The sequence below is a fragment of the Yoonia sp. SDW83-1 genome (assembly GCF_046762885.1).
Classification (GTDB): Bacteria; Pseudomonadota; Alphaproteobacteria; order Rhodobacterales; family Rhodobacteraceae; genus Yoonia.
The window spans coordinates 23,048-45,226 of sequence record NZ_JBKQXO010000007.1 but is presented as its reverse complement, the minus strand read 5'-3'; the positions used below and the strand labels follow the sequence as shown (position 1 = coordinate 45,226).

The 22,179-nt window shown below is 59.8% G+C and carries 21 protein-coding genes and 1 tRNA gene; 15 read left to right on the top strand and 7 right to left on the bottom strand.

Annotated elements, in window-relative coordinates; all coding sequences use genetic code 11:
- Positions 1–2: 2 nt before the first annotated feature.
- Genes ACFWW4_RS10540 through mraY form a run of 3 tightly spaced genes read left to right on the top strand, consistent with a single transcriptional unit; the run spans position 3 to position 4,008 of the window.
- Complete coding sequence (locus tag ACFWW4_RS10540) at positions 3–1,490, top strand: UDP-N-acetylmuramoyl-L-alanyl-D-glutamate--2,6-diaminopimelate ligase (RefSeq protein WP_411890806.1); 1,488 nt, start codon at positions 3–5, stop codon at positions 1,488–1,490.
- Entirely contained in the window at positions 1,487–2,917 is a 1,431-nt protein-coding gene (locus ACFWW4_RS10535) for a UDP-N-acetylmuramoyl-tripeptide--D-alanyl-D-alanine ligase (protein WP_411890805.1), read from the top strand. The genes ACFWW4_RS10540 and ACFWW4_RS10535 overlap by 4 nt, the downstream gene beginning before the upstream one ends.
- An 8-nt stretch (positions 2,918–2,925) precedes the next feature.
- Positions 2,926–4,008, top strand: coding sequence for a phospho-N-acetylmuramoyl-pentapeptide-transferase (gene mraY, locus ACFWW4_RS10530; RefSeq protein WP_411890804.1), 1,083 nt, complete (start codon positions 2,926–2,928; stop codon positions 4,006–4,008).
- On the opposite strand, the gene ACFWW4_RS10525 is transcribed toward mraY, so the two are convergent.
- Together ACFWW4_RS10525 and ACFWW4_RS10520 are read right to left on the bottom strand one after the other, a co-directional pair.
- Complete coding sequence (locus tag ACFWW4_RS10525) at positions 4,005–4,487, bottom strand: N-acetyltransferase family protein (protein ID WP_411890803.1); 483 nt, start codon at positions 4,485–4,487, stop codon at positions 4,005–4,007. The two genes, mraY and ACFWW4_RS10525, sit on opposite strands and share 4 nt — an antisense overlap.
- The gene (locus ACFWW4_RS10520; RefSeq protein WP_411890802.1) at positions 4,484–5,557 is read right to left on the bottom strand and encodes an Mrp/NBP35 family ATP-binding protein; all 1,074 of its coding nucleotides are present in this window, start codon (positions 5,555–5,557) and stop codon (positions 4,484–4,486) included. Before ACFWW4_RS10520 ends, ACFWW4_RS10525 begins: the two co-directional genes overlap by 4 nt.
- A gap of 252 nt (positions 5,558–5,809) precedes the next feature.
- Here ACFWW4_RS10520 and ACFWW4_RS10515 point away from each other — a divergent pair, with 252 nt between their 5' ends.
- Positions 5,810–6,031, top strand: coding sequence for a DUF1127 domain-containing protein (locus ACFWW4_RS10515; RefSeq protein ID WP_393931045.1), 222 nt, complete (start codon positions 5,810–5,812; stop codon positions 6,029–6,031).
- Between the two features lie 315 nt (positions 6,032–6,346).
- Here ACFWW4_RS10515 and ACFWW4_RS10510 read toward each other — a convergent pair whose 3' ends face one another.
- Positions 6,347–6,883, bottom strand: coding sequence for a hypothetical protein (locus tag ACFWW4_RS10510; RefSeq protein ID WP_411890801.1), 537 nt, complete (start codon positions 6,881–6,883; stop codon positions 6,347–6,349).
- 125 nt (positions 6,884–7,008) lie between these two features.
- Here ACFWW4_RS10510 and ACFWW4_RS10505 point away from each other — a divergent pair, with 125 nt between their 5' ends.
- Entirely contained in the window at positions 7,009–7,497 is a 489-nt protein-coding gene (locus ACFWW4_RS10505; protein ID WP_411890800.1) for a LysM peptidoglycan-binding domain-containing protein, read from the top strand.
- Here ACFWW4_RS10505 and ACFWW4_RS10500 read toward each other — a convergent pair.
- Entirely contained in the window at positions 7,494–7,946 is a 453-nt protein-coding gene (locus ACFWW4_RS10500; RefSeq protein WP_411890799.1) for an Lrp/AsnC family transcriptional regulator, read from the bottom strand. The genes ACFWW4_RS10505 and ACFWW4_RS10500 overlap by 4 nt on opposite strands.
- A 72-nt stretch (positions 7,947–8,018) precedes the next feature.
- Between ACFWW4_RS10500 and ACFWW4_RS10495 the strand changes: the two genes are divergently transcribed.
- Positions 8,019–8,618 (top strand): LysE family translocator, encoded by a 600-nt coding sequence (locus ACFWW4_RS10495; protein WP_411890798.1) that lies wholly within the window; start codon positions 8,019–8,021, stop codon positions 8,616–8,618.
- A 69-nt stretch (positions 8,619–8,687) separates the two neighbouring features.
- Here the strand turns inward: ACFWW4_RS10495 and ACFWW4_RS10490 are convergent, their stop codons facing one another.
- A complete protein-coding gene (locus tag ACFWW4_RS10490) occupies positions 8,688–11,078 on the bottom strand; it encodes an ATP-dependent helicase (protein ID WP_411890797.1) in 2,391 nt (796 codons plus the stop codon).
- A gap of 139 nt (positions 11,079–11,217) precedes the next feature.
- Between ACFWW4_RS10490 and ACFWW4_RS10485 the strand changes: the two genes are divergently transcribed.
- A complete protein-coding gene (locus ACFWW4_RS10485; RefSeq protein WP_411890796.1) occupies positions 11,218–12,351 on the top strand; it encodes an alpha-hydroxy acid oxidase in 1,134 nt (377 codons plus the stop codon).
- Here the strand turns inward: ACFWW4_RS10485 and ACFWW4_RS10480 are convergent.
- Entirely contained in the window at positions 12,348–13,097 is a 750-nt protein-coding gene (locus ACFWW4_RS10480) for an SDR family oxidoreductase (RefSeq protein WP_411890795.1), read from the bottom strand. The two genes, ACFWW4_RS10485 and ACFWW4_RS10480, sit on opposite strands and share 4 nt — an antisense overlap.
- Positions 13,098–13,242: 145 nt before the next feature.
- Between ACFWW4_RS10480 and ACFWW4_RS10475 the strand changes: the two genes are divergently transcribed.
- The 7 genes from ACFWW4_RS10475 to ACFWW4_RS10445 all read left to right on the top strand — a co-directional run bounded on the left by ACFWW4_RS10475 (position 13,243) and on the right by ACFWW4_RS10445 (position 20,250).
- Entirely contained in the window at positions 13,243–16,686 is a 3,444-nt protein-coding gene (locus ACFWW4_RS10475; RefSeq protein WP_411890794.1) for a pyruvate carboxylase, read from the top strand.
- A complete protein-coding gene (locus ACFWW4_RS10470) occupies positions 16,679–17,191 on the top strand; it encodes a hypothetical protein (protein WP_411890793.1) in 513 nt (170 codons plus the stop codon). Before ACFWW4_RS10475 ends, ACFWW4_RS10470 begins: the two co-directional genes overlap by 8 nt.
- Before the next feature lie 2 nt (positions 17,192–17,193).
- Positions 17,194–17,583 (top strand): VOC family protein, encoded by a 390-nt coding sequence (locus tag ACFWW4_RS10465; RefSeq protein WP_411890792.1) that lies wholly within the window; start codon positions 17,194–17,196, stop codon positions 17,581–17,583.
- Positions 17,584–17,588: 5 nt separating this feature from the next.
- Entirely contained in the window at positions 17,589–18,404 is an 816-nt protein-coding gene (locus ACFWW4_RS10460) for a metallophosphoesterase (protein WP_411890791.1), read from the top strand.
- Between the two features lie 93 nt (positions 18,405–18,497).
- A tRNA-Gly gene (locus ACFWW4_RS10455) sits at positions 18,498–18,572 on the top strand.
- 199 nt (positions 18,573–18,771) lie between these two features.
- Positions 18,772–20,001, top strand: a complete 1,230-nt coding sequence (locus ACFWW4_RS10450; protein ID WP_411890790.1) for a tyrosine-type recombinase/integrase — start codon at positions 18,772–18,774, stop codon at positions 19,999–20,001.
- Positions 20,002–20,046: 45 nt separating this feature from the next.
- On the top strand, positions 20,047–20,250 hold the full coding sequence (locus ACFWW4_RS10445) for a helix-turn-helix transcriptional regulator (RefSeq protein WP_411890789.1): 204 nt from the start codon (positions 20,047–20,049) through the stop codon (positions 20,248–20,250).
- A 122-nt stretch (positions 20,251–20,372) separates the two neighbouring features.
- Here ACFWW4_RS10445 and ACFWW4_RS10440 read toward each other — a convergent pair whose 3' ends face one another.
- Positions 20,373–20,798 (bottom strand): hypothetical protein, encoded by a 426-nt coding sequence (locus ACFWW4_RS10440; RefSeq protein ID WP_411890978.1) that lies wholly within the window; start codon positions 20,796–20,798, stop codon positions 20,373–20,375.
- Positions 20,799–21,259: 461 nt separating this feature from the next.
- Here ACFWW4_RS10440 and ACFWW4_RS10435 point away from each other — a divergent pair, with 461 nt between their 5' ends.
- Positions 21,260–22,177: a replication-relaxation family protein gene (locus ACFWW4_RS10435; protein WP_411890788.1), complete on the top strand. Its 918-nt coding sequence runs from the start codon at positions 21,260–21,262 to the stop codon at positions 22,175–22,177.
- The last annotated feature ends 2 nt before the right edge of the window (positions 22,178–22,179 follow it).

The window sequence follows — 22,179 nt, the reverse complement described above, 5'->3', positions numbered from 1 at the left end:
ATATGACATCACTGGCGGAACTGGGGCTGACGGCACAAGGCGGGCGCGAGGCGCAGATCAAAGGGCTGGCCGTCGATAGCCGTGACGTCAAGGATGGGTTCCTTTTCGCGGCCCTGCCCGGTGCGCGGGTGCATGGCGGCGAATTCATCCAATATGCCCTGCGCATGGGCGCCGCGGCTGTGCTGACAGACGCGCAAGGGGCCGACATCGCTGCTAATGAACTGGCCGCATCCGACGCCGCCGTGATTGTCGCACAGGATCCGCGTCAGGCACTGGCGCAGACCGCATCGCTCTGGTTCGGGCCGCATCCCGACACCGTGGTCGCGGTCACCGGCACCAATGGCAAGACATCCGTGTCCACTTTCTGTCGCCAGATCTGGGAAGAGATGGGGATCGCCGGCGTCAACCTTGGCACCACCGGCGTCGAAGGGGCCTGGACCCACCCGCTCAAACACACCACGCCGGAACCGATCACCCTGCACCGCGTCCTGTCACAGGCGGCGCAAAACGGCGTCACCCATGTCGCGATGGAGGCGTCATCGCACGGGCTTGACCAGCGGCGGCTCGATGGCGTGCTGCTGGCCGCCGCAGGCTTTACCAACTTCACACAGGACCATCTGGACTATCACGGAACGTTCGAGGCGTATTTTGACGCCAAGATGGGCCTGTTCAAGCGCGTACTGGCCGAAGACGGCGTGGCCGTCATCAACCTCGACGATCCCAAAGGGCCGGAGGTCGCCGATATCTGCACCGCCCGCGGGCAAGAGGTGATCGGCGTGGGCCGCAGCCCCGCCGCGCGCCTGCGGATCACCGGCAACCGGTTCGACGCCACAGGTCAGGACCTGCTATTTGCCTGGCAGGGCCGCCCGCGTCAGGCGCGGCTGGACCTGATTGGCGGCTTTCAGGCCGACAACGTGCTGCTGGCCGCTGGTCTGGTCATCGCCGCCGGTGCCGACCCGGTCGAGGTGTTCGACAGCCTGTCGCATCTGGGCACTGTGCATGGCCGGATGGAGCTCGCCGCGACCCGCCAGAACGGGGCGGCGGTGTTTGTCGATTACTCACATACGCCCGATTCCGTGCAAACCGCGCTCAAGGCGCTGCGCCCGCATGTGATGGGGCGGATCGTCTGCATTGTCGGCGCAGGCGGTGACCGCGACCGAGGCAAACGCCCGCTGATGGGGGCGGCGGCTGCCCTGAACGCCGATGTCGTGATCATCACCGATGACAATCCCCGGTCCGAAGACCCCGCAACGATCCGCGCCGCCGTCATGGAAGGGGCCATCGCCGCTGGCGGTACCGACAGCATCACCGAAGTCGGCGACCGGGCTGAGGCGATCCTGCGCGGCATCGACGCGCTTGGTCCCGGCGACGCCCTGCTGATCGCGGGCAAGGGGCACGAGACAGGGCAGATCGTGGGCGATAGCGTGCTTCCCTTTGACGATGTGGAACAGGCCAGCGTGGCCGTCGCCGCGTTGGAGGGGCGGATATGACGCTGTGGACCTCTGCCGACGCGATAGCCGCCACCGGCGGGCGCAGTGCTGTGGATTGGACAGCAACCGGCGTGTCGATCGACACCCGCACGCTCGAACCCGGCGATCTGTTCGTCGCACTGAAAGACATCCGCGACGGGCATGATTTCGTGGCTCAAGCGCTGGAAAAAAGCGCGGCAGCCGCACTTGTGTCCTACAAACCCAAGGATATCCCCGTCGATGCCCCGTTGCTGATCGTCGATGACGTGCTTCAGGGGCTTGCCGATCTTGGCGCGGCTTCGCGGGCACGCTCCAACGCACGAATCGCCGCGATCACCGGGTCGGTGGGCAAGACCTCGACCAAGGAAATGCTGCGCGCGGTCCTGTCCCGCCAGGGCAAATGCCACGCCGCCGAAGCATCCTACAACAACCACTGGGGCGTGCCGCTGACGCTGGCCCGTATGCCTGCCGAAACAGACTATGCCATCGTCGAAATCGGGATGAGCAATCCGGGCGAAATCGCCCCGCTATCCAAACTTGCCCGCCCGCATGTGGCCATGGTCACCACAGTGGCCGCCGCGCATCTGGCATCGTTTGACAACCTCTCGGGCATCGCCGTCGAAAAGGCGACCATCATGGACGGGCTGGAACCCGGTGGGACCGCCGTGCTGAACGCCGATATCGAAACCACCGGCATCCTGCGCGATCACGCCACCGAAACCGGGGCTACGCAGGTGCTGTTCGGCACCACAGCCGATGACTGGCAGGTCAAGGATGTGCGCCTGACCGGCGACGTCACGGTCATAAACGCAACCGGCAAAGGGCATGATTACCTGTTCAAGCTTTCCGTCCCCGGACGGCATTTCGCCATGAACGCGGTCGGTGTGCTGGCGGTGGCTGACGCGCTGGGGGCCGACCCCGTCCAGGCCGCCCTTGATATCGCCCAATGGGTGCCGCCTGCCGGACGCGGCACACGCGAAGTCATCGTCATCGACGGCGCGAACGAGGATGAAACTCTCGATCTGATCGACGATGCGTTCAACGCGAACCCAACCTCGCTCGGAGCCTCACTGGAAGTGATCGCAGCATCCAAACCGCACGACAATGTCGGGCGCACGATCAAGGGGCGGCGGGTCGCGATCTTGGGCGACATGCTGGAACTGGGTCCGGACGAGGTCCAGATGCATCGGGATCTGGTCCACAACGCGCATCTGCAATCGCTCGACCTGATCCATTGCACGGGACCGCTGATGCACCACCTCTGGCTGGCCCTGCCGGAAGAAAAGCGCGGACAATGGGCCGAACATGCTTCCGATCTGGCCGCCCGCGTCACGCGGCTGGTTGACGCCGGGGACGTCGTGCTGGTCAAGGGATCAAAGGGCAGCAAGGTCTCACTGGTCGTTGACGCCATCCGCAAACTGGGGCATCGCCGCCCTCAAGAAGAATAGGACAACCCATGCTCTACTGGCTCACGGCTCTCTCTGACGGCGGCGACTTTTTCAACCTCTTTCGCTACATTACCTTCCGGGCGGGTGGGGCATTCATGACCGCGCTCATGTTCGGGTTCATCTTCGGGCCACCCCTGATCAACGTGCTGCGGCGCAAACAGGGTAAGGGGCAGCCGATCCGGGGCGACGGACCCGAAGGGCATTTCGTCAAGGCTGGCACACCAACCATGGGCGGGCTGCTGATCGTGGGGGCGCTGACCACCTCGACGCTGCTCTGGGCGCGGCTCGACAATCCGTTTGTCTGGATGGTGCTGTTTGTCACCCTGTCTTTCGCCCTGATCGGCTTTGCCGATGACTACGCCAAGGTCTCCAAGCAGAACACCGCAGGCGTGTCGGGTAAGATACGGATTTTACTGGGTATTCTGATCGCGGGGATCGCGGGATATTGGGCCGCCGCCTATCACCCGGATGATCTGACCAACCAACTGGCGCTACCGGTTTTCAAGGATACGCTGATCAATCTCGGGGTCATGTTCATCCCCTTCGCGATCATCGTGATCGTGGGTGCGGCCAACGCGGTCAACCTGACCGACGGGTTGGACGGGCTGGCGATCATGCCCGTGATGATCGCGGCAGGTGCTTTCGGGATCATCGCCTATGCGGTCGGGCGGACTGACTTTACCCAATATCTCGACGTGCATTACGTGCCGCAAACCGGTGAAATCCTGATCTTTTCCGCAGGGCTGATAGGCGGCGGGCTGGGGTTCCTGTGGTACAACGCGCCGCCTGCGGCGGTATTCATGGGCGACACCGGGTCTCTGGCGCTCGGCGGGGCACTGGGGGCGATTGCGGTCGCCACCAAGCACGAGATCGTGCTGGCCATCGTCGGCGGCCTTTTCGTGGTCGAGGCTCTCTCGGTCATCATCCAGGTCCTCTATTTCAAGCGGACGGGCAAGCGGGTCTTCCTGATGGCCCCGATCCACCATCACTACGAGAAAAAAGGCTGGGCCGAACCCCAGATCGTGATCCGTTTCTGGATCATCTCCCTGATCCTCGCGATGATCGGGTTGGCGACGCTGAAGGTACGCTAAAGCCGCTTATACATCACAAACGCATTCACCATCCCGGCCCTAGGATGGTCGAACGCATCGGGGATCGTGCCGACTGTTTCGAAACCCAGCCGGTGCCACAGCCCGACGGCACCCACATTGCTCGCCAGTACGAAATTGAACTGCATGGCGCGGTAACCCAGCGCCCGCGCCATGACTTGACTGTGTTCGCACATCTGCCGTGCCAGCCCCTGCCCGCGCGCAGCCTCGGCCACCACATAGCCGCAATTGCAGATATGGGCCCCGCCGCCGGGCTGGTTCGTGCGGATATAATAGGTACCAAGGATACCACCCTGCCCTTCGGCGACATAGGTCGCTGCAGGTGTCGTCATCCAGTAGTCACGGCAGGCTTCTTTGCTGATCCGGGGGTCCACGGCATAGGTCTCGCCTGCCCGGAAGACATCGTGCAGAATGGGCCAGATGGCATCGAAATCCGCCGCCTTTGCCGGGCGAATAATCACGCCATGCCACCCTCGATAAAGCGGCGGGCCAGGTGGCGATAGGCCTCGGCCATCGTACCATCACCCACGGCAATCGGTTCACCCGCATCACCGGCCAGCCGCGTATCAAGGTCAATCGGCAAGGCGCCCAGGAACGGCACCCCAATCCTGTCAGCCTCTGCAGCCACGCCACCCTGACCGAAGATGTGGCTTTCGGTGCCACAGGTCGGACAGACGAATGTGGACATGTTTTCGATCAGTCCCAGCACAGGGGTGTTCAGCGTCTTGAACATATCAAGCGCCTTGCGGGCATCAATCAGGGCCACATCCTGCGGGGTGCTGACAACAACCGCACCGGTCAAATGGGTCTTCTGGCACAGGGTCAGCTGCACATCACCGGTCCCCGGTGGCAGATCCACGATCAGCACATCCAACTCACCCCATTGCACCTGTCCCAGCATCTGCTGCAGCGCGCCCATCAGCATTGGGCCACGCCAGACCACCGCCTTGTCAGGGTCAACCATCAGACCGATGGACATCATCGTCACACCATGGGCCTGCAGCGGGATGATGATCTTGCCGTCAGGCGATCCGGGGCGTTTGTTCACGCCCATCATGCGCGGCTGGCTGGGTCCATAGATATCAGCATCCAGAAGGCCAACACGCCGCCCTTCCCTGGCCAGCGCAACGGCCAGATTGGACGACACGGTTGATTTGCCAACGCCGCCTTTGCCCGATCCGATGGCAAGGATGCGGTCAACGCCGGCGACCTTTGCAGGACCGGCCTGCGGCGTGGGATGGCGACCAACCTTCAGCGATGGCGGCTCCGGGGCCTTGGCGGCGGGGCCATGGGCTGTCAGCACGACAGAGGCGGAGGTTACACCGGGCAGACCCCTCACGATCTCCTCTGCAGCGCGGCGCACGCCTTCCATTTTCGCCGCTTCAGCCGGGTCGGCGGCTTCGATCACAAAACGGACGGAATCATTGTCGATATTCAGGGCACGGACCATATCGCGTGCCACAATATCCTCGCCCCCCGGCAAAGTGAGTCGCGATAGTGCGCCCAGAATTTCATCGCGGGTGACGGGCATGAATATACCTCCGGTTCATAAAGTGACTGTTTCCAAGGCAACATCTGGCGGTTTTTTGGCAAAGCGCAAGTAGATGGAAACAGATGCCCAAAAAAGCAACAGATTGATGACGTTAGGTCAGCAATGCTTATGCATTTTCTGCATGGCAGCGTTGCTCAGACAGGTATTGTGCAACTGCAGCATTATCCTACATGTTGATCGTAACGGGGGCGGAACAAACCGCAACACGACGATCATACGAAAGATGAGCAGATGACATATAACACAGACACAGGCTTTGCCGGTATCTCCCTCGGCCAGCGCTTTGCAGCGTTCCGCGCCGAGTTGGCAGAAAAAGCCGCCAAGCGCAAAGTGTACCGTACAACCTATAACGAACTGAACGCCCTGACTGATCGCGACTTGGCAGATCTGGGTATTCATCGTGCCATGATCAAGCGTATCGCGCTGGAAGCTGCGTACGACAACCAGATTTAAGGATCGGGTCGGCCGCCTCCTCCCTTTAGGCCGATCTGACAAGGACCCGACGGTTCTCTCCTCCTCCCTGAACGTCGGGTCAGCAATAAGGTGGCGGTATCCACCTCCTCCCGGGTACCGCCACTTTATGCACCAGTTTCGGAACCGCCCACCTCCTCCCGGGTTGGAACCGATCATACCGCTAGCTGCGCTCACCTCCTCCCGAGCAAAGCCAAGCGAGGAAGCGCCCCGCTCTTCTCCTCCCAGAGCAGGCGGGCGCTGATAATAAGAACGGTCATGCCCACCTCCTCCCGGGCATGGCCGTTTTTTTATGGCTTAAGCTCGTTTAATCAGCGTCCAGATATGGCGACGCCTAGATGGGCTGGATGGATTACTGTGAACCAATTCGTATCCCAAGACTTCGGCCCGGGCATCAATTGCAATCATGACCTTTTTCCATGATCCGGCGAATGTCTGTAGCGGCACAGCCAGCCGCTCACCATTTTGAAGCATGACACTTAGAACGTCATCGGCAACGTCATCACCGGTTATCTCGACCGTAAACTCTTCAATCTGCGACCAGCGGCACGTTCGTCTGTCCGGAAGAGGCTCGCCATGCGTGCACTCCAGCGTCACACCGTCCGCATCAATCACGATCCAGGATCGCCCAATCGGGGAGCGCTTCCAGATCACGAACGCACCCACAAAAAGAAGCGCTGCAAAAAGGTAGTTCGGCAAGAGCGATGGTTCCTGTTCGGCGTTTGCGGCAGAGTAATGGCCCAACAAAAGAACGCCACCTGCAAGTAAAGCGAGCGAACAAGCGATGAAGTAACCTCGATCAAATCGCGACGGGCCAAAAGTGACTGGTGGCATGCAGTGTCATTCCTTCATCGCGTCATCCGCCGGTTTTGCAGGGTCAGCTCTACCCCACGCGACCAATTTATTGTAATATTTCGGTATTACTTACCAACAACGATTTCAAAAAAGGACCATTTGCCATGTCTTTGACACTCGATATCCAACAACCCCGCCCTTTTGACCTAGTCGGCTCCGAAATCCTGATTGCCGGAAATGCTACGGCATTCGAAGGATCGCTAAGTGTGCGCGTGACAGAGGGTCACGACGAATACTCCGGCAGCCTGACTGTTGGCGCATTGGGATTGCGGCAGTTTCAGGGGTCGATCACCATCCCCAACGAAAATGCTTTCAAGCTGACGAGAGTGTTTGTGTCTCTGATTGACGACGGCGCCACTCTTGACGGGCCGTCGGTACTGATCCCGGTCCTTTTCGGGCCCCTGATCCTGCCCGGTTACCGCGGCTGGCAGCCATATACAGTACAATCTGGTGACACGCTCACCAGTATCGCGCAATCACAATATGGCAATCCGGATTTTCAACCGATCCTTCAAGCAAATCAGCATGTTGTAACAGATCCAAATCTGATCTTTGCCGGACAGGTGTTGCGGATTCCGCGCAACGATATCTAGGCCCGCACATCCTTTGGCGATCCCATCACCATATAGCTGGTGATCGACCGCACATGCGGCACCGTGCCCAGCGTGTCCGTATGAAACGCCTTGTAGGCAGGCAGGTCGGCCACCTCCACCCGCAGGATGTATTCAAACGCACCTGCCACATTGTGACATTCCGTCACCTCTTCGGCCCGGCGCATCGCCTGTTCGAACCCTTCCTGCGCGGCCTTGGTATGTTCAGCCAGCCCCACGGCCACATAGACCACATAGGCGCGGCCCGTTTGGGCAGGGTCCAGCCGGGCGCGATAGCCCTTGATCACCCCGCTCCGCTCCAGCTCCTGCACGCGGCGCAGACAGGCTGACGGCGACAGGCCCACCTTGTCAGCCAGCGTCAGGTTGCTGATCCGGCCATCGCGGGACAATTCACGCAATATTGCGTCGTTGATCTGATCAATCTTCGTCATCAGTTGCGAGCATAGGCCATTCACGCACAACTTGGCAATTTCATTGCGCGTCATACGCTCTATCGTTGCGTTATGAGTTACGAAATCCTGATCGCCCTTATCGGTTTTGCCTTTGCCAGTTCCATCACCCCGGGGCCCAATAATCTGATGCTGATGGCATCCGGCGCCAATTACGGGCTGCGCCGGACAGTCCCGCATATGCTGGGCATTTCGTTGGGGCATGCATTCATGGTGGTGATGGTAGGCGCCGTGCTGCTGCGCATGTTCGAAACCTACCCGGTCTTGAACACCGTGCTGAAGGTGCTCAGCGCCACCTATATGATCTGGCTGGCCTGGAAAATCGCCAACGCCGTCCCGCCGGAGGCGAAAAAGGTCGAAGGCAAACCCTTCACCTTCCTGCAGGCCGCGGCCTTTCAATGGGTCAACCCAAAGGCCTGGTTCATGGCCATCACCGCGATCAGCGCCTATGCGCCGCAGGATCGGGGGATTCTGATCGGGTCGCTGATCGTGGCCGTGGTGTTTTCAGCCACCAACCTGCCCTCCGTCACGGTCTGGGCCTGGATGGGCGTACAGGTGCGGCGCTGGCTGGGAACAGCGCGACGGTTGCGGGTCTTCAACGTGACAATGGCGGTGCTGCTGGTCGGGTCACTCTGGCCGATGCTGATGCATTAGCGGGGATTAATTTTGACCAAAATTAATCAGACGGGAAGATTTTTCGTGACGAAAAATCTTCCCCCTCTCTCAAAACGGCACATCATCCGCCTGTTCGGCATTCACCACAAATTTAGCCACCACATGTTTCGACCCGGCTTTGTCGAACTCGATCACCAGCTTGTCGCCTTCGATCCCCATCACCTCGCCATAGCCGAATTTCTGGTGGAACACCCGGTCGCCTTCGGTAAAGGCGCTGACCGCGTCCAGATCGATCGTCATATTGCGCGCCTCTGACGGCATCGACATGCCGCGCTGGCCGCTGCGCGCCTGCAACCGCCGCCAACCGGGAGAATTATAAACATTCGCCTCATGCGCCTTCTGATGCAGATCCGACATCGCCGCCCCGGCAATCGCAGGGGATGCACTGGCAGCCATACCAGCCGCGCCATAGCCACCACCATAAAGGCCCGGCGGCGTCAGCACCTCAACATGATCCTCAGGCAATTCATCAATGAAACGTGACGGCATCTGCGACTGCCACTGGCCATACACCCGACGGTTGGCGGCAAAGGAAATCGTGCAAATCTCCTCGGCCCGCGTGATGCCCACATAGGCCAGCCTGCGTTCCTCCTCCAACCCTTTCAACCCGCTTTCATCCATCGACCGCTGCGACGGGAACAGCCCGTCTTCCCAGCCCGGCAGAAACACGGCGGGAAATTCCAGCCCCTTGGCGGCGTGCAAGGTCATGATACTGACCTTTTCGCCCGGCTCGTCACTTTCATTATCCATGATCAGGCTGACATGTTCCAGAAACCCTTGCAGGTTCTCGAAATTCTCCAACGCCTTGACCAGTTCCTTGAGGTTTTCCAGCCGCCCAGGCGCCTCCGGCGTCTTGTCGTTCTGCCAGAACCCGGTATAGCCGCTTTCATCCAAAATCATCTCGGCCAGTTCAACATGGGTATCCGCTTCGGCCCGGACCTGTGCGGCCCAACGGTCAATCGCGGCCATCAGAATAGTCAGCTCTTTCAACCCCTTGCCGCCCAGCAGCTTGCCCTGACAGACCAGCCGCGCGCCCTCTACCAGCGACACACCGTTGGTCCGCGCCGTCCGCTGGATCGTCTGCACCGCCTTGTCGCCAAGGCCGCGTTTGGGGGTATTCACGATGCGTTCAAACGCCAGATCATCTTCGGGGCTGACGGCCAGCCGGAAATAGGCCATCGCATCCCTGATCTCCATGCGTTCATAAAACCGCGGGCCGCCGATGACGCGGTAGGGCAGACCAATCGTCAGAAACCGATCCTCAAACGCGCGCATCTGGTGCGAGGCGCGGACAAGGATCGCCATCTTCTCCAGCCCCATCGGGTCCAAGCCCCGCGTGCCGCGCTGCATCGCCTCGATCTCTTCCCCGATCCAGCGCGCCTCTTCCTCACCATCCCAATGGCCGATCAGGCGGACCTTTTCGCCATCGGTCCGGGAGGTGAACAGCGTCTTGCCCAACCGCCCCTTATTTGCCGAAATCACGCCAGAGGCCGCAGCCAGAATATGCGGGGTAGAGCGATAATTTTCCTCCAACCGCACCACATGGGCACCCGGAAAATCCTTCTCGAACCGCAGGATATTGCCCACCTCAGCGCCGCGCCAGCCATAGATCGACTGATCATCATCGCCGACACAACAGATATTCTTGTGACCACCCGCCAGCAGACGCAGCCACAGATATTGGGCCACGTTGGTATCCTGATATTCGTCGACAAGAATAAAGCGGAACCAGCGCTGATATTGCTGCAGCACATCGTCGCATTTCTGAAAGATCGTGACCATGTGCAGCAGAATGTCACCGAAATCGACGGCATTCAGTTCCAGTAAGCGGCGCTGATAAGCGGCATAGAGCTCCACACCCTTGTGATCAAACGCTCCACCGTCAGCGACGGGCACCTTGTCAGGGGTCAGCGCCTTGTTCTTCCACCCGTCAATAATCCCGGAAAGCATGCGCGCAGGCCAACGTTTCTCATCAATCCCCGCCGCCACGATCAACTGCTTCATCAGCCTGATCTGGTCGTCGGTATCGAGGATGGTGAAGTTTGACTTCAGCCCGGCAAGCTCTGCATGCCGCCGCAGCAGCTTGGCACTGATCGAATGGAACGTGCCCAGCCACGGCATCCCCTCGACCGCTTCACCCATATGGCTGCCGATCCGCTGCTTCATCTCGCGGGCGGCCTTGTTGGTGAACGTGACCGCAAGGATCTCGTGCGGGCGTGCCGTGCCGGTCGCCAGCAGATGCGCGATGCGGCTGGTCAGCGCCTTGGTCTTGCCCGTCCCCGCCCCGGCCAGCATCAGAACCGGCCCTTGCAGGGTCTCGACCGCCTCGCGCTGCGCCGGGTTTAACCCATCAAGATAGGGCATCGCAGGCCGCGCCATTGCCCGCTGGCTCAGCGGAACGGCGGCTTCGAACGCGTCATCTTCGGAAAAACTGCTCATTGGGCCAAGGTAAACTGAATCGCTGCGTAGGAAAAGCCCTTGTTCTACTAATGTTCCAACCCTTCCTCCGAGCATAAATATCCCCGCCGGAGGCAACCTGACCTTGCCTCTTTCGCATCAGTCGCCATAGCGTGCGCCCATGACACTCCACAGCCGCTACCCCGCCATTTCCGATCTGAAGGCCCGCGCAAGGCGGCGTATTCCGCATTTCGTCTGGGAATATCTCGACAGCGCCACCGGGGTGGAGGCAACGCAAAGGCGCAACCGCACCGCCCTTGATCATGTGCTGCTGAACCCGTCGATCCTGCATGGGGAGTTTGACCCCGACCTCAGCACCACGCTGCTGGGGCACACCCACCCTTTGCCCGTGGGCATCGCACCGGTGGGCATGTCCGGGCTGATCTGGCCGGGGGCCGAACAGATGCTTGCGCGCGCCGCCGCCCGCGAAAACCTGCCCTTCACCCTGTCCACCGTCGCCACCCAACTGCCCGAGGATGTGGGGCCACATGCAGGCGATCACGCCTGGTTCCAGCTTTATCCGCCACGCGACCCCGGCATTCGCGATGATATCCTCAAACGGGCCAAGGCATCGGGTTTCACCACGCTGGTGCTGACCGTCGATGTACCCGTCGCATCCCGGCGCGAACGCCAGACACGCGGCGGGCTGACCAATCCGCCAAAACTGACACCGCGTCTGGCACTGCAGGCCGCCCGCTGCCCGGTCTGGCTCAACGGGATCCGCAAAACCGGGATGCCGCGCATGAAACTGATGGATGGGTATTCCGATATCAAGACCGCCCTGCCCTCGACCCAGCATATCGGCTACCTGCTGCGCACCTCACCGGACTGGGACTACTTCAAGGCGCTGCGCGACGCGTGGGACGGCCCGCTGATCGTCAAGGGCGTGGGCCGCGCCGATGATGCCGCTCGGCTGACCGATGAAGGGGCCGATGCAATCTGGGTCAGCAACCATGCCGGGCGGCAATTCGACGGCGGGCCAGCGACCATCGAAATCCTGCCAGCGATCGGGGCGGCGACATCCCTGCCGGTGATCTTCGACAGCGGGATCGAAGGCGGGCTGGACGTGCTGCGCGCCGTCGCATGTGGCGCGGATTTCGTCATGCTCGGGCGGGCGTTTCACTACGGACTGGCCGCATTGGGCGAAGCGGGACCAGCCCATGTTTTCGACATCCTGCGGCAGGACATGATCAGCAATATGGGGCAGATCGGGGCGCGCAGGCTGGCCGATCTGCCGAGTTGCCTGCGCAGTTAACGCAATGTCATGCCGCCATCGACCATGTATTCCGATCCGGTGACATAGGCCGCATCGTCCGACAGCAGGAAACAGGTGACCGCCGCCACCTCCTCCGGCTTGCCCATACGGCCCAGCGGGACAGCCTCTGCGATCTGCTTTTTCATGTCTTCGGCGTCATCGCCACCCTTGCCCAGCGCATCAAAGAAATTCGTCTCGATCGGGCCGGGGGCAACAGCGTTGACGCGGATATTGCGCGACGCCAGATCCTTGGACCAGCTGCGCGCCATCGCCAGGCACGACGCCTTTGTCGCGGCATAAATGGCCCCCTTGGCCCCGCCCAGATACGGCGCGACAGAGGATGTAAGCAGCACAGCACCACCGTCCTTGATCAGCGGCTTAAGCGCAGCCATCTGCAACGCGGCACCACGCACATTCACATTCATCATGGCATCGAACCCGTCGGCATCCACATCTTCGGTCGCCATGTTCTTGCCGTAACCCGCATTCAGATAGGCGCCATCGATCTGGCCCATCTGCTCCTTGATCTTGGCCGCCAGTTCCTTGGCCGCTTCCGGATCAGACGCATCATTGCGCAACACCAGACTGCCCGATGGCAGGCTGCGCCCGGCCTCGTCCAGATGGTCCTGGGTGACACCGGTCACGGCAACCTCGCCGCCTTCCTCAACGATACGTTTGGCCGTCGCTAGGCCGATACCGCTCGTGCCGCCAGTGATCAGAATACGCTTGCCTTTGAAACGGGTCATCTTGGTCTCCTTCTTGGGGTTCCCAGGCCAACCGGCGCAGGCCGTGATCGTTCCACATTCGCCCGAATATACGTATTTCTACTGGTTTACGTGCCGTCAGAAACTCCCTAGACATTGCTGCAACTGCAAAGTGGGGACTTTAGTCATGGCCGAGTTCAAGAAAATCCTGATCGCCAACCGCGGCGAAATCGCGATCCGTATCATGCGGGCTGCCAACGAAATGGGCAAGAAAACCGTTGCCGTCTTTGCAGAAGAGGACAAGCTGGGCCTGCACCGTTTCAAGGCGGATGAGGCGTATCGCATCGGCGAAGGCATGGGGCCGGTCGCCGCTTATCTCAGCATCGAAGAAATCATTCGGGTGGCCAAGATGTCCGGCGCGGACGCGATCCACCCTGGCTATGGCCTGCTATCCGAAAACCCCGATTTCGTGGATGCCTGCACCGCCAACGGCATCACCTTTATCGGCCCCAAGGCCGAAACCATGCGCCAGCTGGGCGACAAGGCCAGCGCGCGGCGTGTGGCGATTGAGGCCGGGGTGCCTGTCATCCCTGCGACCGAGGTGCTGGGCGATGACATGGCCGCGATCAAGAAAGAAGCGGCCGAGGTCGGCTACCCCCTGATGCTCAAGGCGTCATGGGGCGGCGGCGGTCGTGGCATGCGCCCGATCATGAACGAAAGCGAGCTGGAGGAAAAAGTCCGCGAAGGCCGGCGCGAGGCCGAAGCCGCCTTCGGCAATGGCGAAGGCTATCTGGAAAAGATGATCATACGCGCCCGCCACGTCGAGGTGCAGATTTTGGGCGATAGCCACGGCCAGATCTATCACCTCTGGGAACGGGATTGTTCGGTCCAGCGCCGCAATCAAAAGGTCGTCGAACGCGCCCCGGCCCCGTATCTCTCCGGCACCCAGCGCGAACAGCTTTGCAATCTGGGCAAGAAAATCTGCGCCCATGTGAATTACGAATGCGCAGGCACGGTCGAATTCCTGATGGATATGGACTCGGGCGAGTTCTACTTTATCGAGGTGAACCCCCGCGTGCAGGTCGAACACACCGTGACGGAAGAGGTCACAGGCATCGACATCGTCCGCGCGCAAATCCTCATCGCAGAAGGCAAATCACTGGTCGAGGCGACAGGATGCGCTAGCCAGTATGACGTGAAACTCGACGGTCACGCCCTGCAATGCCGGGTCACGACCGAGGACCCGATGAACAATTTCATCCCCGACTATGGCCGGATCCAGATGTACCGGTCCGCCACCGGCCCCGGCATCCGGCTGGATGGTGGCACGGCCTATTCCGGTGCAGTGATCACCCGGTTCTATGACAGTCTGCTGACCAAGGTCACCGCCCGCGCGCCCACCCCCGAAATGGCCATCGCCCGGATGGACCGCGCATTGCGCGAATTCCGCATCCGCGGCGTGTCGACCAACATCGCCTTTGTCGAAAACCTGCTGAAACACCCGACATTCCTTAACAACGAATACCACACCAAATTCATTGACGAGACGCCGGATCTTTTCAACTTCACCAAACGCCGCGACCGGGCGACCAAGATCCTGACCTATATCGCCGATATCACCGTCAACGGGCATCCCGAAACCGCCGGGCGGCCCCTGCCCGCAGCGGATGTGAAACCGCCCCGCGCACCCGTCAAGCCAACCACCGATGTCACCCCCGGCACCCGCAATATCCTCGACGAATTCGGGCCAGAGGCTGTGGCCGACTGGATGCGCGACCAGAAACAGCTTCTGATCACGGACACCACAATGCGCGACGGGCACCAATCCTTGCTGGCAACCCGCATGCGCTCCATCGACATGATCCGCGTCGCCCCCACCTATGCCGCGAAAATGAACCAGTTGTTCAGCGTCGAATGCTGGGGCGGGGCCACGTTTGATGTGGCCTACCGTTTCCTGCAGGAATGCCCGTGGCAGCGGCTGCGCGACATACGCGCAGCGATGCCCAACATCATGACCCAGATGCTGCTGCGCGCATCAAACGGGGTCGGCTACACCAACTACCCCGACAACGTGGTGCAGGCCTTCGTGGCACAGGCCGCAAAATCCGGCGTCGACGTCTTCCGCGTATTCGACAGCCTGAACTGGGTGGACAACATGCGCGTCGCCATGGACGCCGTGATCAAGGCCGAAAAGGTCTGCGAAGGCACGATCTGCTACACCGGTGACATGATGGACCCGAACCGGTCCAAATATGACCTGAAATACTATGTCGGCATGGCCAAAGAGCTTGAAGCGGCAGGAGCCCATGTCCTCGGCCTGAAAGACATGGCCGGGCTGCTCAAAGCGCCCGCCGCGACCGCGTTGGTCAAGGCCCTGAAGGAAGAGGTCGGCCTGCCGATCCATTTCCACACCCATGACACATCAGGGGCCGCGATTTCCACCGTGCTCGCCGCATCCGCCGCCGGGGTGGATTGCGTGGACGGGGCGATGGACGCCCTGTCCGGCAACACCTCGCAACCCACGCTTGGGTCTATTGTCGAGGCGCTGAAAGGCACCGACCGCGACACCGGCCTTGATATCGGCGCCATCCGCGAGATCAGCAATTATTTCGAACAGGTCCGCGCCCATTACGCGGCCTTCGAATCCGGCCTGCAGGCCCCCGCGTCAGAGGTCTACCTGCACGAAATGCCCGGCGGCCAGTTCACCAATCTCAAGGCACAGGCGCGGTCGCTGGGACTCGAAGAACGCTGGCACGAGGTCGCGCAGACCTATGCGGACGTCAACCAGATGTTCGGCGATATCGTCAAGGTGACCCCGTCCTCCAAGGTGGTCGGCGACATGGCCCTGATGATGGTCAGCCAGGGCCTGACCCGCGCCCAGGTCGAAGACCCCGATGTCGATGTGGTCTTCCCCGACAGTGTGGTCGACATGATGCGCGGCAGCCTTGGCCAACCGCCCGGCGGCTGGCCCAAGGCGATCCAGAAAAAGATCCTCAAAGGCGAAAAACCGATCACCGACCGGCCCGGCAAATCGCTGCCGCCCGTGGACCTCGAAGCGACGCGCGCCGAACTGACCACCCTGCTCGAAGGCAAGGCCGTCGATGACGAGGATCTGAACGGTTACCTGATGTATCCAAAGGTCTTTCTTGATTACATGGGCCGGCACCGCGTCTACGGACCGGTCCGCACGCTGCCGACGCGCACATTCTTCTACGGCATGGAACCGGGCGAGGAAATCGCCGCCGAAATCGACCCGGGCAAAACGCTGGAGATCCGGCTGCAGGCAGTCGCCGACATGAACGAGGACGGCGAGGTCAAGGTGTTCTTCGAACTCAACGGCCAGCCCCGCACGATCCGGGTGATGAATCGACTTGCCGCCGCCAGCAAGGTGCAGCGCCCCAAGGCCGAAACCGGCAACCCCGACCATATAGGCGCGCCGATGCCGGGGGTTGTGGCTACGGTTGCCGCCGTCGCTGGCAAAAAGGTCAAGGCAGGCGATCTGCTGTTGACCATCGAAGCCATGAAAATGGAAACCGGCATCCACGCCGAACGGGACGCGGTGATCAAGGCAGTACATATCCAGCCGGGCGGGCAGATCGACGCAAAGGATCTGCTGGTGGAGCTTGAATAGGCACCTGACCCGATTGGTCATGGCGGTCGGCCTCGGCACGGCCACCATGGCCGCAGCCGACGACCGCACATTGCCCGGTTGCCGTGGTATGGGTCGTCTTTCGGCCAGTCTGCCGGAAGTGACAGAAAGCTGGCCACTTGTTCTGCGCAACGCCTTTGCCGCCGACGGAACCGGGCATGAATACCTGACCGTGACCGTTCTGCACCCCATCCAGCGCGGGACCATGCAAGAATGTCTGGCCCCCTATCTTGTGGGCGGTTTGGTCAAATCGGACGACGGCACGATCACCGGGCAAATCATTCCGACCAGCATGGATTATCCTGTGTTCTTTGGCGATACGATCACGATCGACCCTGCATTGATCGTGGATTGGTCCTATGCGCGCGACTTTCCGGGACCGAAATTCGGGGGCTTCCAGATGCGGCATCTCTACCGCCATGTCAGCTCGAATGAGCTTGTGGCGCTGTCCTACAGCCCGGACCCTGTGCCACCGGACTGGCGTTAGATATGCCACAGCACCTCGCTCTGATCTCGTTACTAGTGCCGGATTACGACGCAGGCATTGCTTTCTACGTCGGCAAACTGGGCTTTGACCTGCTCGAAAACACCGATCTGGGCGACGGCAAGCGCTGGGTGCGGGTGGCCCCCGCAGGTGCCGAAACGGCGTTTCTTTTGGCCAAGGCTGTTGGTGAACGGCAAATCTCTGCCATCGGCAATCAAGGCGGGGGTCGTGTCTGGTTGTTTCTGCAAACCGATGATTTCGACAGGGACTATGCAGCGATGCGCGCGCAGGCTATCGTTTTTGAAGAGGACCCGCGGCACGAGCCTTACGGCACCGTCGCGGTATTTAATGATGCGTTCGGGAATAGGTGGGACCTGATCGAATTTGGTAAGTGAGTGGTATGCAAAAACTGTTAGTGATTTCCGACCCCCATATCTGCGAACCCGGCGAAAAAGTCATTGGTTTGGACCCAAAGTCGCGGTTCGAACGGGTGCTTGATGCGGCCACAACGGCGCATCCTGATGCCACCGCGCTGATCCTGCTGGGCGATCTGACCCATAACGGGCTGGCTGCCGAATACGAGGTGCTGCACAGCATCCTCGAAAAGAAAACGATCCCCGTGATCCCCATGCTGGGTAACCACGACCGGCGCGAGGCGTTTCGAGAGGTCTTTACCAGCACCAAGACGGATGAAAACGGGTTCCTGCAATATGCCATCGATCTGCCCGGTCACCGGGTCATCACCCTCGATACGCTCGACGGGCCGCCCTATGATGATGTGCATCATAGCGGGCGGCTGTGCCCGGACCGAATGACATGGCTGGCGCGGGCGCTGGCCGGGTCCGAGGACCGAATGCCGCTGGTCTTCATGCACCATCCGCCCTTTGAGACAGGCATCTTAGGCATGGACAATATCAACCTGACCGATGGCCACGCGGTTCTGACCCTGATAGCGGCCAAACGGCGCGCGCATCTGTTCTGCGGCCATGTCCACCGCACGATTTCCGGCAGCACCCAGGGCGTGCCCTGGACGATCTTCAAAAGCTCGGCCCATCAGGGCGTGCTGGATCTGGAAACCAATGATTCCTCGCTTTCGGTCGATGAACCGGGCGCTTACGGTGTTCTGCTGCTGCGCCCCTATGGTGTTGTGGCCCATAGCGAAGACGTGGGCGCGGCCCCGGCCAAACCGCCAGAGCGGGCCTCCGGCTCCGGATGACCCTGCGGCTTGTGGCGGAAAACTAGGCCTTGCTGCGATTTTGGTCTTGCAGTGGGCGCAAAGTCTTTATAGATCAGCCCTCACGAAACGGATGCGGGCGTAGCTCAGGGGTAGAGCATAACCTTGCCAAGGTTAGGGTCGTGAGTTCGAATCTCATCGCCCGCTCCATTTCGGCCTCTCATAGGAAACCATAGCTAAACTAAAGCGCTGATTTTACTTGAGAAAGTTTTTTACAGGTGAACATAGGTGAACGCCGCTGACCGGGGTACAACACTGAATTGTTGTACGGATGTTGTACAGATCGCCCATTTTCGGCGTAAGGTGCTCATGCATCGCTTCGAAAATTCGTACAACAAGGGTACATCACATGCCCCTTACCGACACTCAAATCAGGTCTCTTCGTGCATCCGAGAAAAGATTTCGCTGCTCAGACGGTGGCGGATTGTTCATCGAAGTGTTGCCGTCTGGCAAAAAAGTGTTCCGTCTGGCGTACCGTGTTGCTGGAAATCAGCGCACCAAGATGATCGGGGACTACCCCCGCACATCACTGGCCGATGCACGCTTGAAAGCGTCGGCATTCAAACTCGACCTGAACAGCAACGATCCCGATATCGTCGAACATGCAACCCGACCACGCAAGACGACGAAGGTGCGCAAGCGGGAAACGACTACATGGGAACAGGTTGCCAATGGCTATTTGCTAATGCGGCAACAAAGCAATCCAGCACCAAGAACGCTGGCCAAGCTCAACCGACAGATCGGCGTCACGATAGATGCCTTGGGCACCAACCTGGTCTACGAAATCACCCCTGAGGATGTGTTAGATGTTGTCAACCCAATTGCTGCAACCGGGCGGGTGGAGACGGCACACGAGATCAGAACCAGGTTCTCGCAAGTGTTCCGCTATGCTGCCGCCCGTGGCCTCGTGACGCACGATCCGGCTGCATTCACCATAGATGCGATGGTACAGAGGCGGCGCGGTGAGTTCGCTGGGATCACCAATCCCAAAGAAGTGGGCGAGTTGATGGTGGCCATTGGCACCTACCGCGAAACCAACCCCATCGTCGGGACGGCGTTACTGCTCTCTGCTTATCTCTTCCCACGCAACACCGAACTGCGTGGAATGCGCTGGGAAGAAATTGATTGGGACGGTGCGCGTTGGGACATTCCCGGCAAGCGGATGAAAATGAACAGAGACCACATCGTGCCCCTGCCCGCACAGGCAATCGAGTTGCTGCGGCAGCTGCAACAATATGACTTCGGTTCTCAACTGGTACTGCCGTCGCCCCGTGATCCGATGCGCATGGTTTCCGAGATGACATTTAACGCCGCCCTGCGACGTATGGGGTACAACTCCGACCGTCATGTCCATCATGGCTTCCGGACCTCGGCCAGCACGAACCTCAACGAGATGGGCTGGAACTACGATTGGATCGAACGGCAGTTGGCCCACGTACCTGCCAACAAAGTTCGATCAAGCTACAACAAGGCGCATTACTTGGACGGTCGCACGAAAATGATGCAAGCCTATGCCGATTGGCTGGATGTGCGTTGTGCCGATGCGTGCAATGAGAATTTGGCGAAATCAGAAAGCTGATCTAAGGTTGTGCGGCCTAGGTTTTCGTACCCCTAGGGCATCGCGATGCTCTTCAATCATGGAGAGATCGTGATGCGGATACTATCAAAACGTCAGGTGAGTGATTTGGTCCTTTATTCCCCTCAACATATTGCCCGTCTGGAGATGGCCGGGAAGTTCCCCAAGCGGCTACGCCTCGGCCCGAACCGGGTGGGATGGCTTGAGCGTGAGATATTAGACTGGATTGAAGACAAGCTGGCTACCAGATAGACCTATACGACGCTCCTTCAAAAGAGCGTTTTGGTGGTCGGGCGTGCACAGCCCGGCCACCTATCGCTTCATAGCATACCCGCGGCATTCCTTGGCCGCACAGCATCTCAACCTGTCGCAACTTAGTGACAATCTCTTCCGGCTTGTGTCGTTTGATTCCCATCGTTGATCCTCCGTTTCCAAACTATAGGGCCGGACCAGTTCAGTGGGGGAGGATCACCGTGCTTGCGGGCTGTCAGTTCAAAAGCAACCGGCTCATCACACATTTCCACATCATGCCGCAAGAACCGCCAGTCGCGCGATGGTACTGGTGGCACCCGCCGAAACGGCACACCAAACAATTGTTCGACCAGGCGGCGTGATCTGGTGGTGTCGAGGTAGACATATGGCAACGACCGGATGGACTTGGCGATATCGACAAGCTTGATCACATTCAGCACGCGATCTGGTCCAGTTGAGAGACGGCGCAAGATGCCCTGCATCCGACGCAACGTCCCCACCCGATCCTGATACAGACGAAAGAGCTGTGCTGCTGTTTGCTTCCCCATCAGATGCACCGACAGCAAAATCTGCTCTTCTATGCTGGTATCAAATAGGCGGCTGTTCCCTTCCCTGATCGTGGTCGCTTGGCTCCGTTTTTTCTTCACCAGTTTAGTGTACGACACTCTTCCCTTTTGAGTTGAGCCTCCCCCTCCCCCACCAATTGGTATCTCCCAAATTCACTCCAAAATTTTCGGGCCTATTTCTATGCTCACCAAACGTTCAAATTGGCACGAACTCAAACGAAGTAAACAGGTCAGTCGCGCGTTTGATTAGGTTGCCATTTGGTGGGTCTTTTTGCTGCGGATTGGGTTGCGTCGCAAAGGGTGGTGGGTGGGATAAGGCGCAATGCGCATATATCTCGGGCAGTGCTGATGCCGATATGTATTTGATTTGCATGTATTCTTTTTGCTGGACAGATCGGGACGAAATCCGCCACCATTTCAGGTAGAGTATTGAGTATTTTGTTTTGTCTAAAGTTGTACCTCTTTCGATCACCCCCACAATCGTCGCCGCACTGTCGGCGATCCTGGCGTATCGATACCTGTCGGTGAAGCAGGTCGCGACCATCGTTGGGGTGGCGGAGAAGTCTGCCTCCGAGATGTTATTGCGGTTGCAACGGCATCACCTGCTGGGGTCATTTGGCAATGCCGGAATGTATGGCAGCGGCAAGACCCCGAAAGTGTACTTCCTCACGCGCACCGGCCATCGGCTGCTGTCCGAAGAATGCGAAGCAGATGGTGCCGCGATCAAGCCATTCAGCCAGGTCAAGATGAACACCAAGTGGACGCCACTGATGTTCCATCGGATGGCGACCCTGGATGTTATGTCATACGTTGAGCGGGATTGTGCGGCCCTATCTGACTATCGGTTGGTCGGCACGTTGGTTGAGTATCGTCGTGAGAAGACCGGCGGTGGAAAGCAGCGCTGCGAAACCACTGACTACGTCGCCACGCCGCTGGTGTCAGAAAACAAAATCGTGCCAGATGCAGGCTTTGCAATTGAGCATGTCGCCAGCGGCAAACGCGCCCTGTTTCTGATTGAGGTGGATCGCGGCACGACGCCTCTGACCAGTAATCAGCCGGAAGAAGATGTGAAGCCGTTCATTGCGAAACTGGCCCAGTATGATCGCTATCTGGCCAGTGGGCGGGTGCGGGATCGTTTTGCGCATCTGGGATCATTTGCAGGCTTTCATCTGCTGGTGATCACCACTGGCGGTAGCCGGGTCGCCAATATGCGGGCGGCGGCTGTATTGCTGTCCCCCGCCTTTCACCACCTGTACCGTTTCAGCACCCTCGACGCGGTAAGTCACAACGTGCTGCATGATGGCTGGCTGTCGAGGGATCATGCAGACAACACCACCTACAAATTGATCAAAGGGAGTTAGAA

Bases quoted from the DNA above. Each gene is read 5' to 3' on its own strand.
- ACFWW4_RS10540 (WP_411890806.1), top strand. From the start codon at position 3: ATGACATCACTGGCGGAACTGGGGCTGACGGCACAAGGCGGGCGCGAG.
- ACFWW4_RS10535 (WP_411890805.1), top strand. From the start codon at position 1,487: ATGACGCTGTGGACCTCTGCCGACGCGATAGCCGCCACCGGCGGGCGC.
- mraY (WP_411890804.1), top strand. From the start codon at position 2,926: ATGCTCTACTGGCTCACGGCTCTCTCTGACGGCGGCGACTTTTTCAAC.
- ACFWW4_RS10520 (WP_411890802.1), bottom strand. From the start codon at position 5,557: ATGCCCGTCACCCGCGATGAAATTCTGGGCGCACTATCGCGACTCACT.
- ACFWW4_RS10515 (WP_393931045.1), top strand. From the start codon at position 5,810: ATGACATATAACACAGACACAGGCTTTGCCGGTATCTCCCTCGGCCAG.
- ACFWW4_RS10510 (WP_411890801.1), bottom strand. From the start codon at position 6,883: ATGCCACCAGTCACTTTTGGCCCGTCGCGATTTGATCGAGGTTACTTC.
- ACFWW4_RS10505 (WP_411890800.1), top strand. From the start codon at position 7,009: ATGTCTTTGACACTCGATATCCAACAACCCCGCCCTTTTGACCTAGTC.
- ACFWW4_RS10500 (WP_411890799.1), bottom strand. From the start codon at position 7,946: ATGACGAAGATTGATCAGATCAACGACGCAATATTGCGTGAATTGTCC.
- ACFWW4_RS10495 (WP_411890798.1), top strand. From the start codon at position 8,019: ATGAGTTACGAAATCCTGATCGCCCTTATCGGTTTTGCCTTTGCCAGT.
- ACFWW4_RS10490 (WP_411890797.1), bottom strand. From the start codon at position 11,078: ATGAGCAGTTTTTCCGAAGATGACGCGTTCGAAGCCGCCGTTCCGCTG.
- ACFWW4_RS10485 (WP_411890796.1), top strand. From the start codon at position 11,218: ATGACACTCCACAGCCGCTACCCCGCCATTTCCGATCTGAAGGCCCGC.
- ACFWW4_RS10480 (WP_411890795.1), bottom strand. From the start codon at position 13,097: ATGACCCGTTTCAAAGGCAAGCGTATTCTGATCACTGGCGGCACGAGC.
- ACFWW4_RS10475 (WP_411890794.1), top strand. From the start codon at position 13,243: ATGGCCGAGTTCAAGAAAATCCTGATCGCCAACCGCGGCGAAATCGCG.
- ACFWW4_RS10465 (WP_411890792.1), top strand. From the start codon at position 17,194: ATGCCACAGCACCTCGCTCTGATCTCGTTACTAGTGCCGGATTACGAC.
- ACFWW4_RS10460 (WP_411890791.1), top strand. From the start codon at position 17,589: ATGCAAAAACTGTTAGTGATTTCCGACCCCCATATCTGCGAACCCGGC.
- ACFWW4_RS10450 (WP_411890790.1), top strand. From the start codon at position 18,772: ATGCCCCTTACCGACACTCAAATCAGGTCTCTTCGTGCATCCGAGAAA.
- ACFWW4_RS10445 (WP_411890789.1), top strand. From the start codon at position 20,047: ATGCTCTTCAATCATGGAGAGATCGTGATGCGGATACTATCAAAACGT.
- ACFWW4_RS10440 (WP_411890978.1), bottom strand. From the start codon at position 20,798: ATGGGGAAGCAAACAGCAGCACAGCTCTTTCGTCTGTATCAGGATCGG.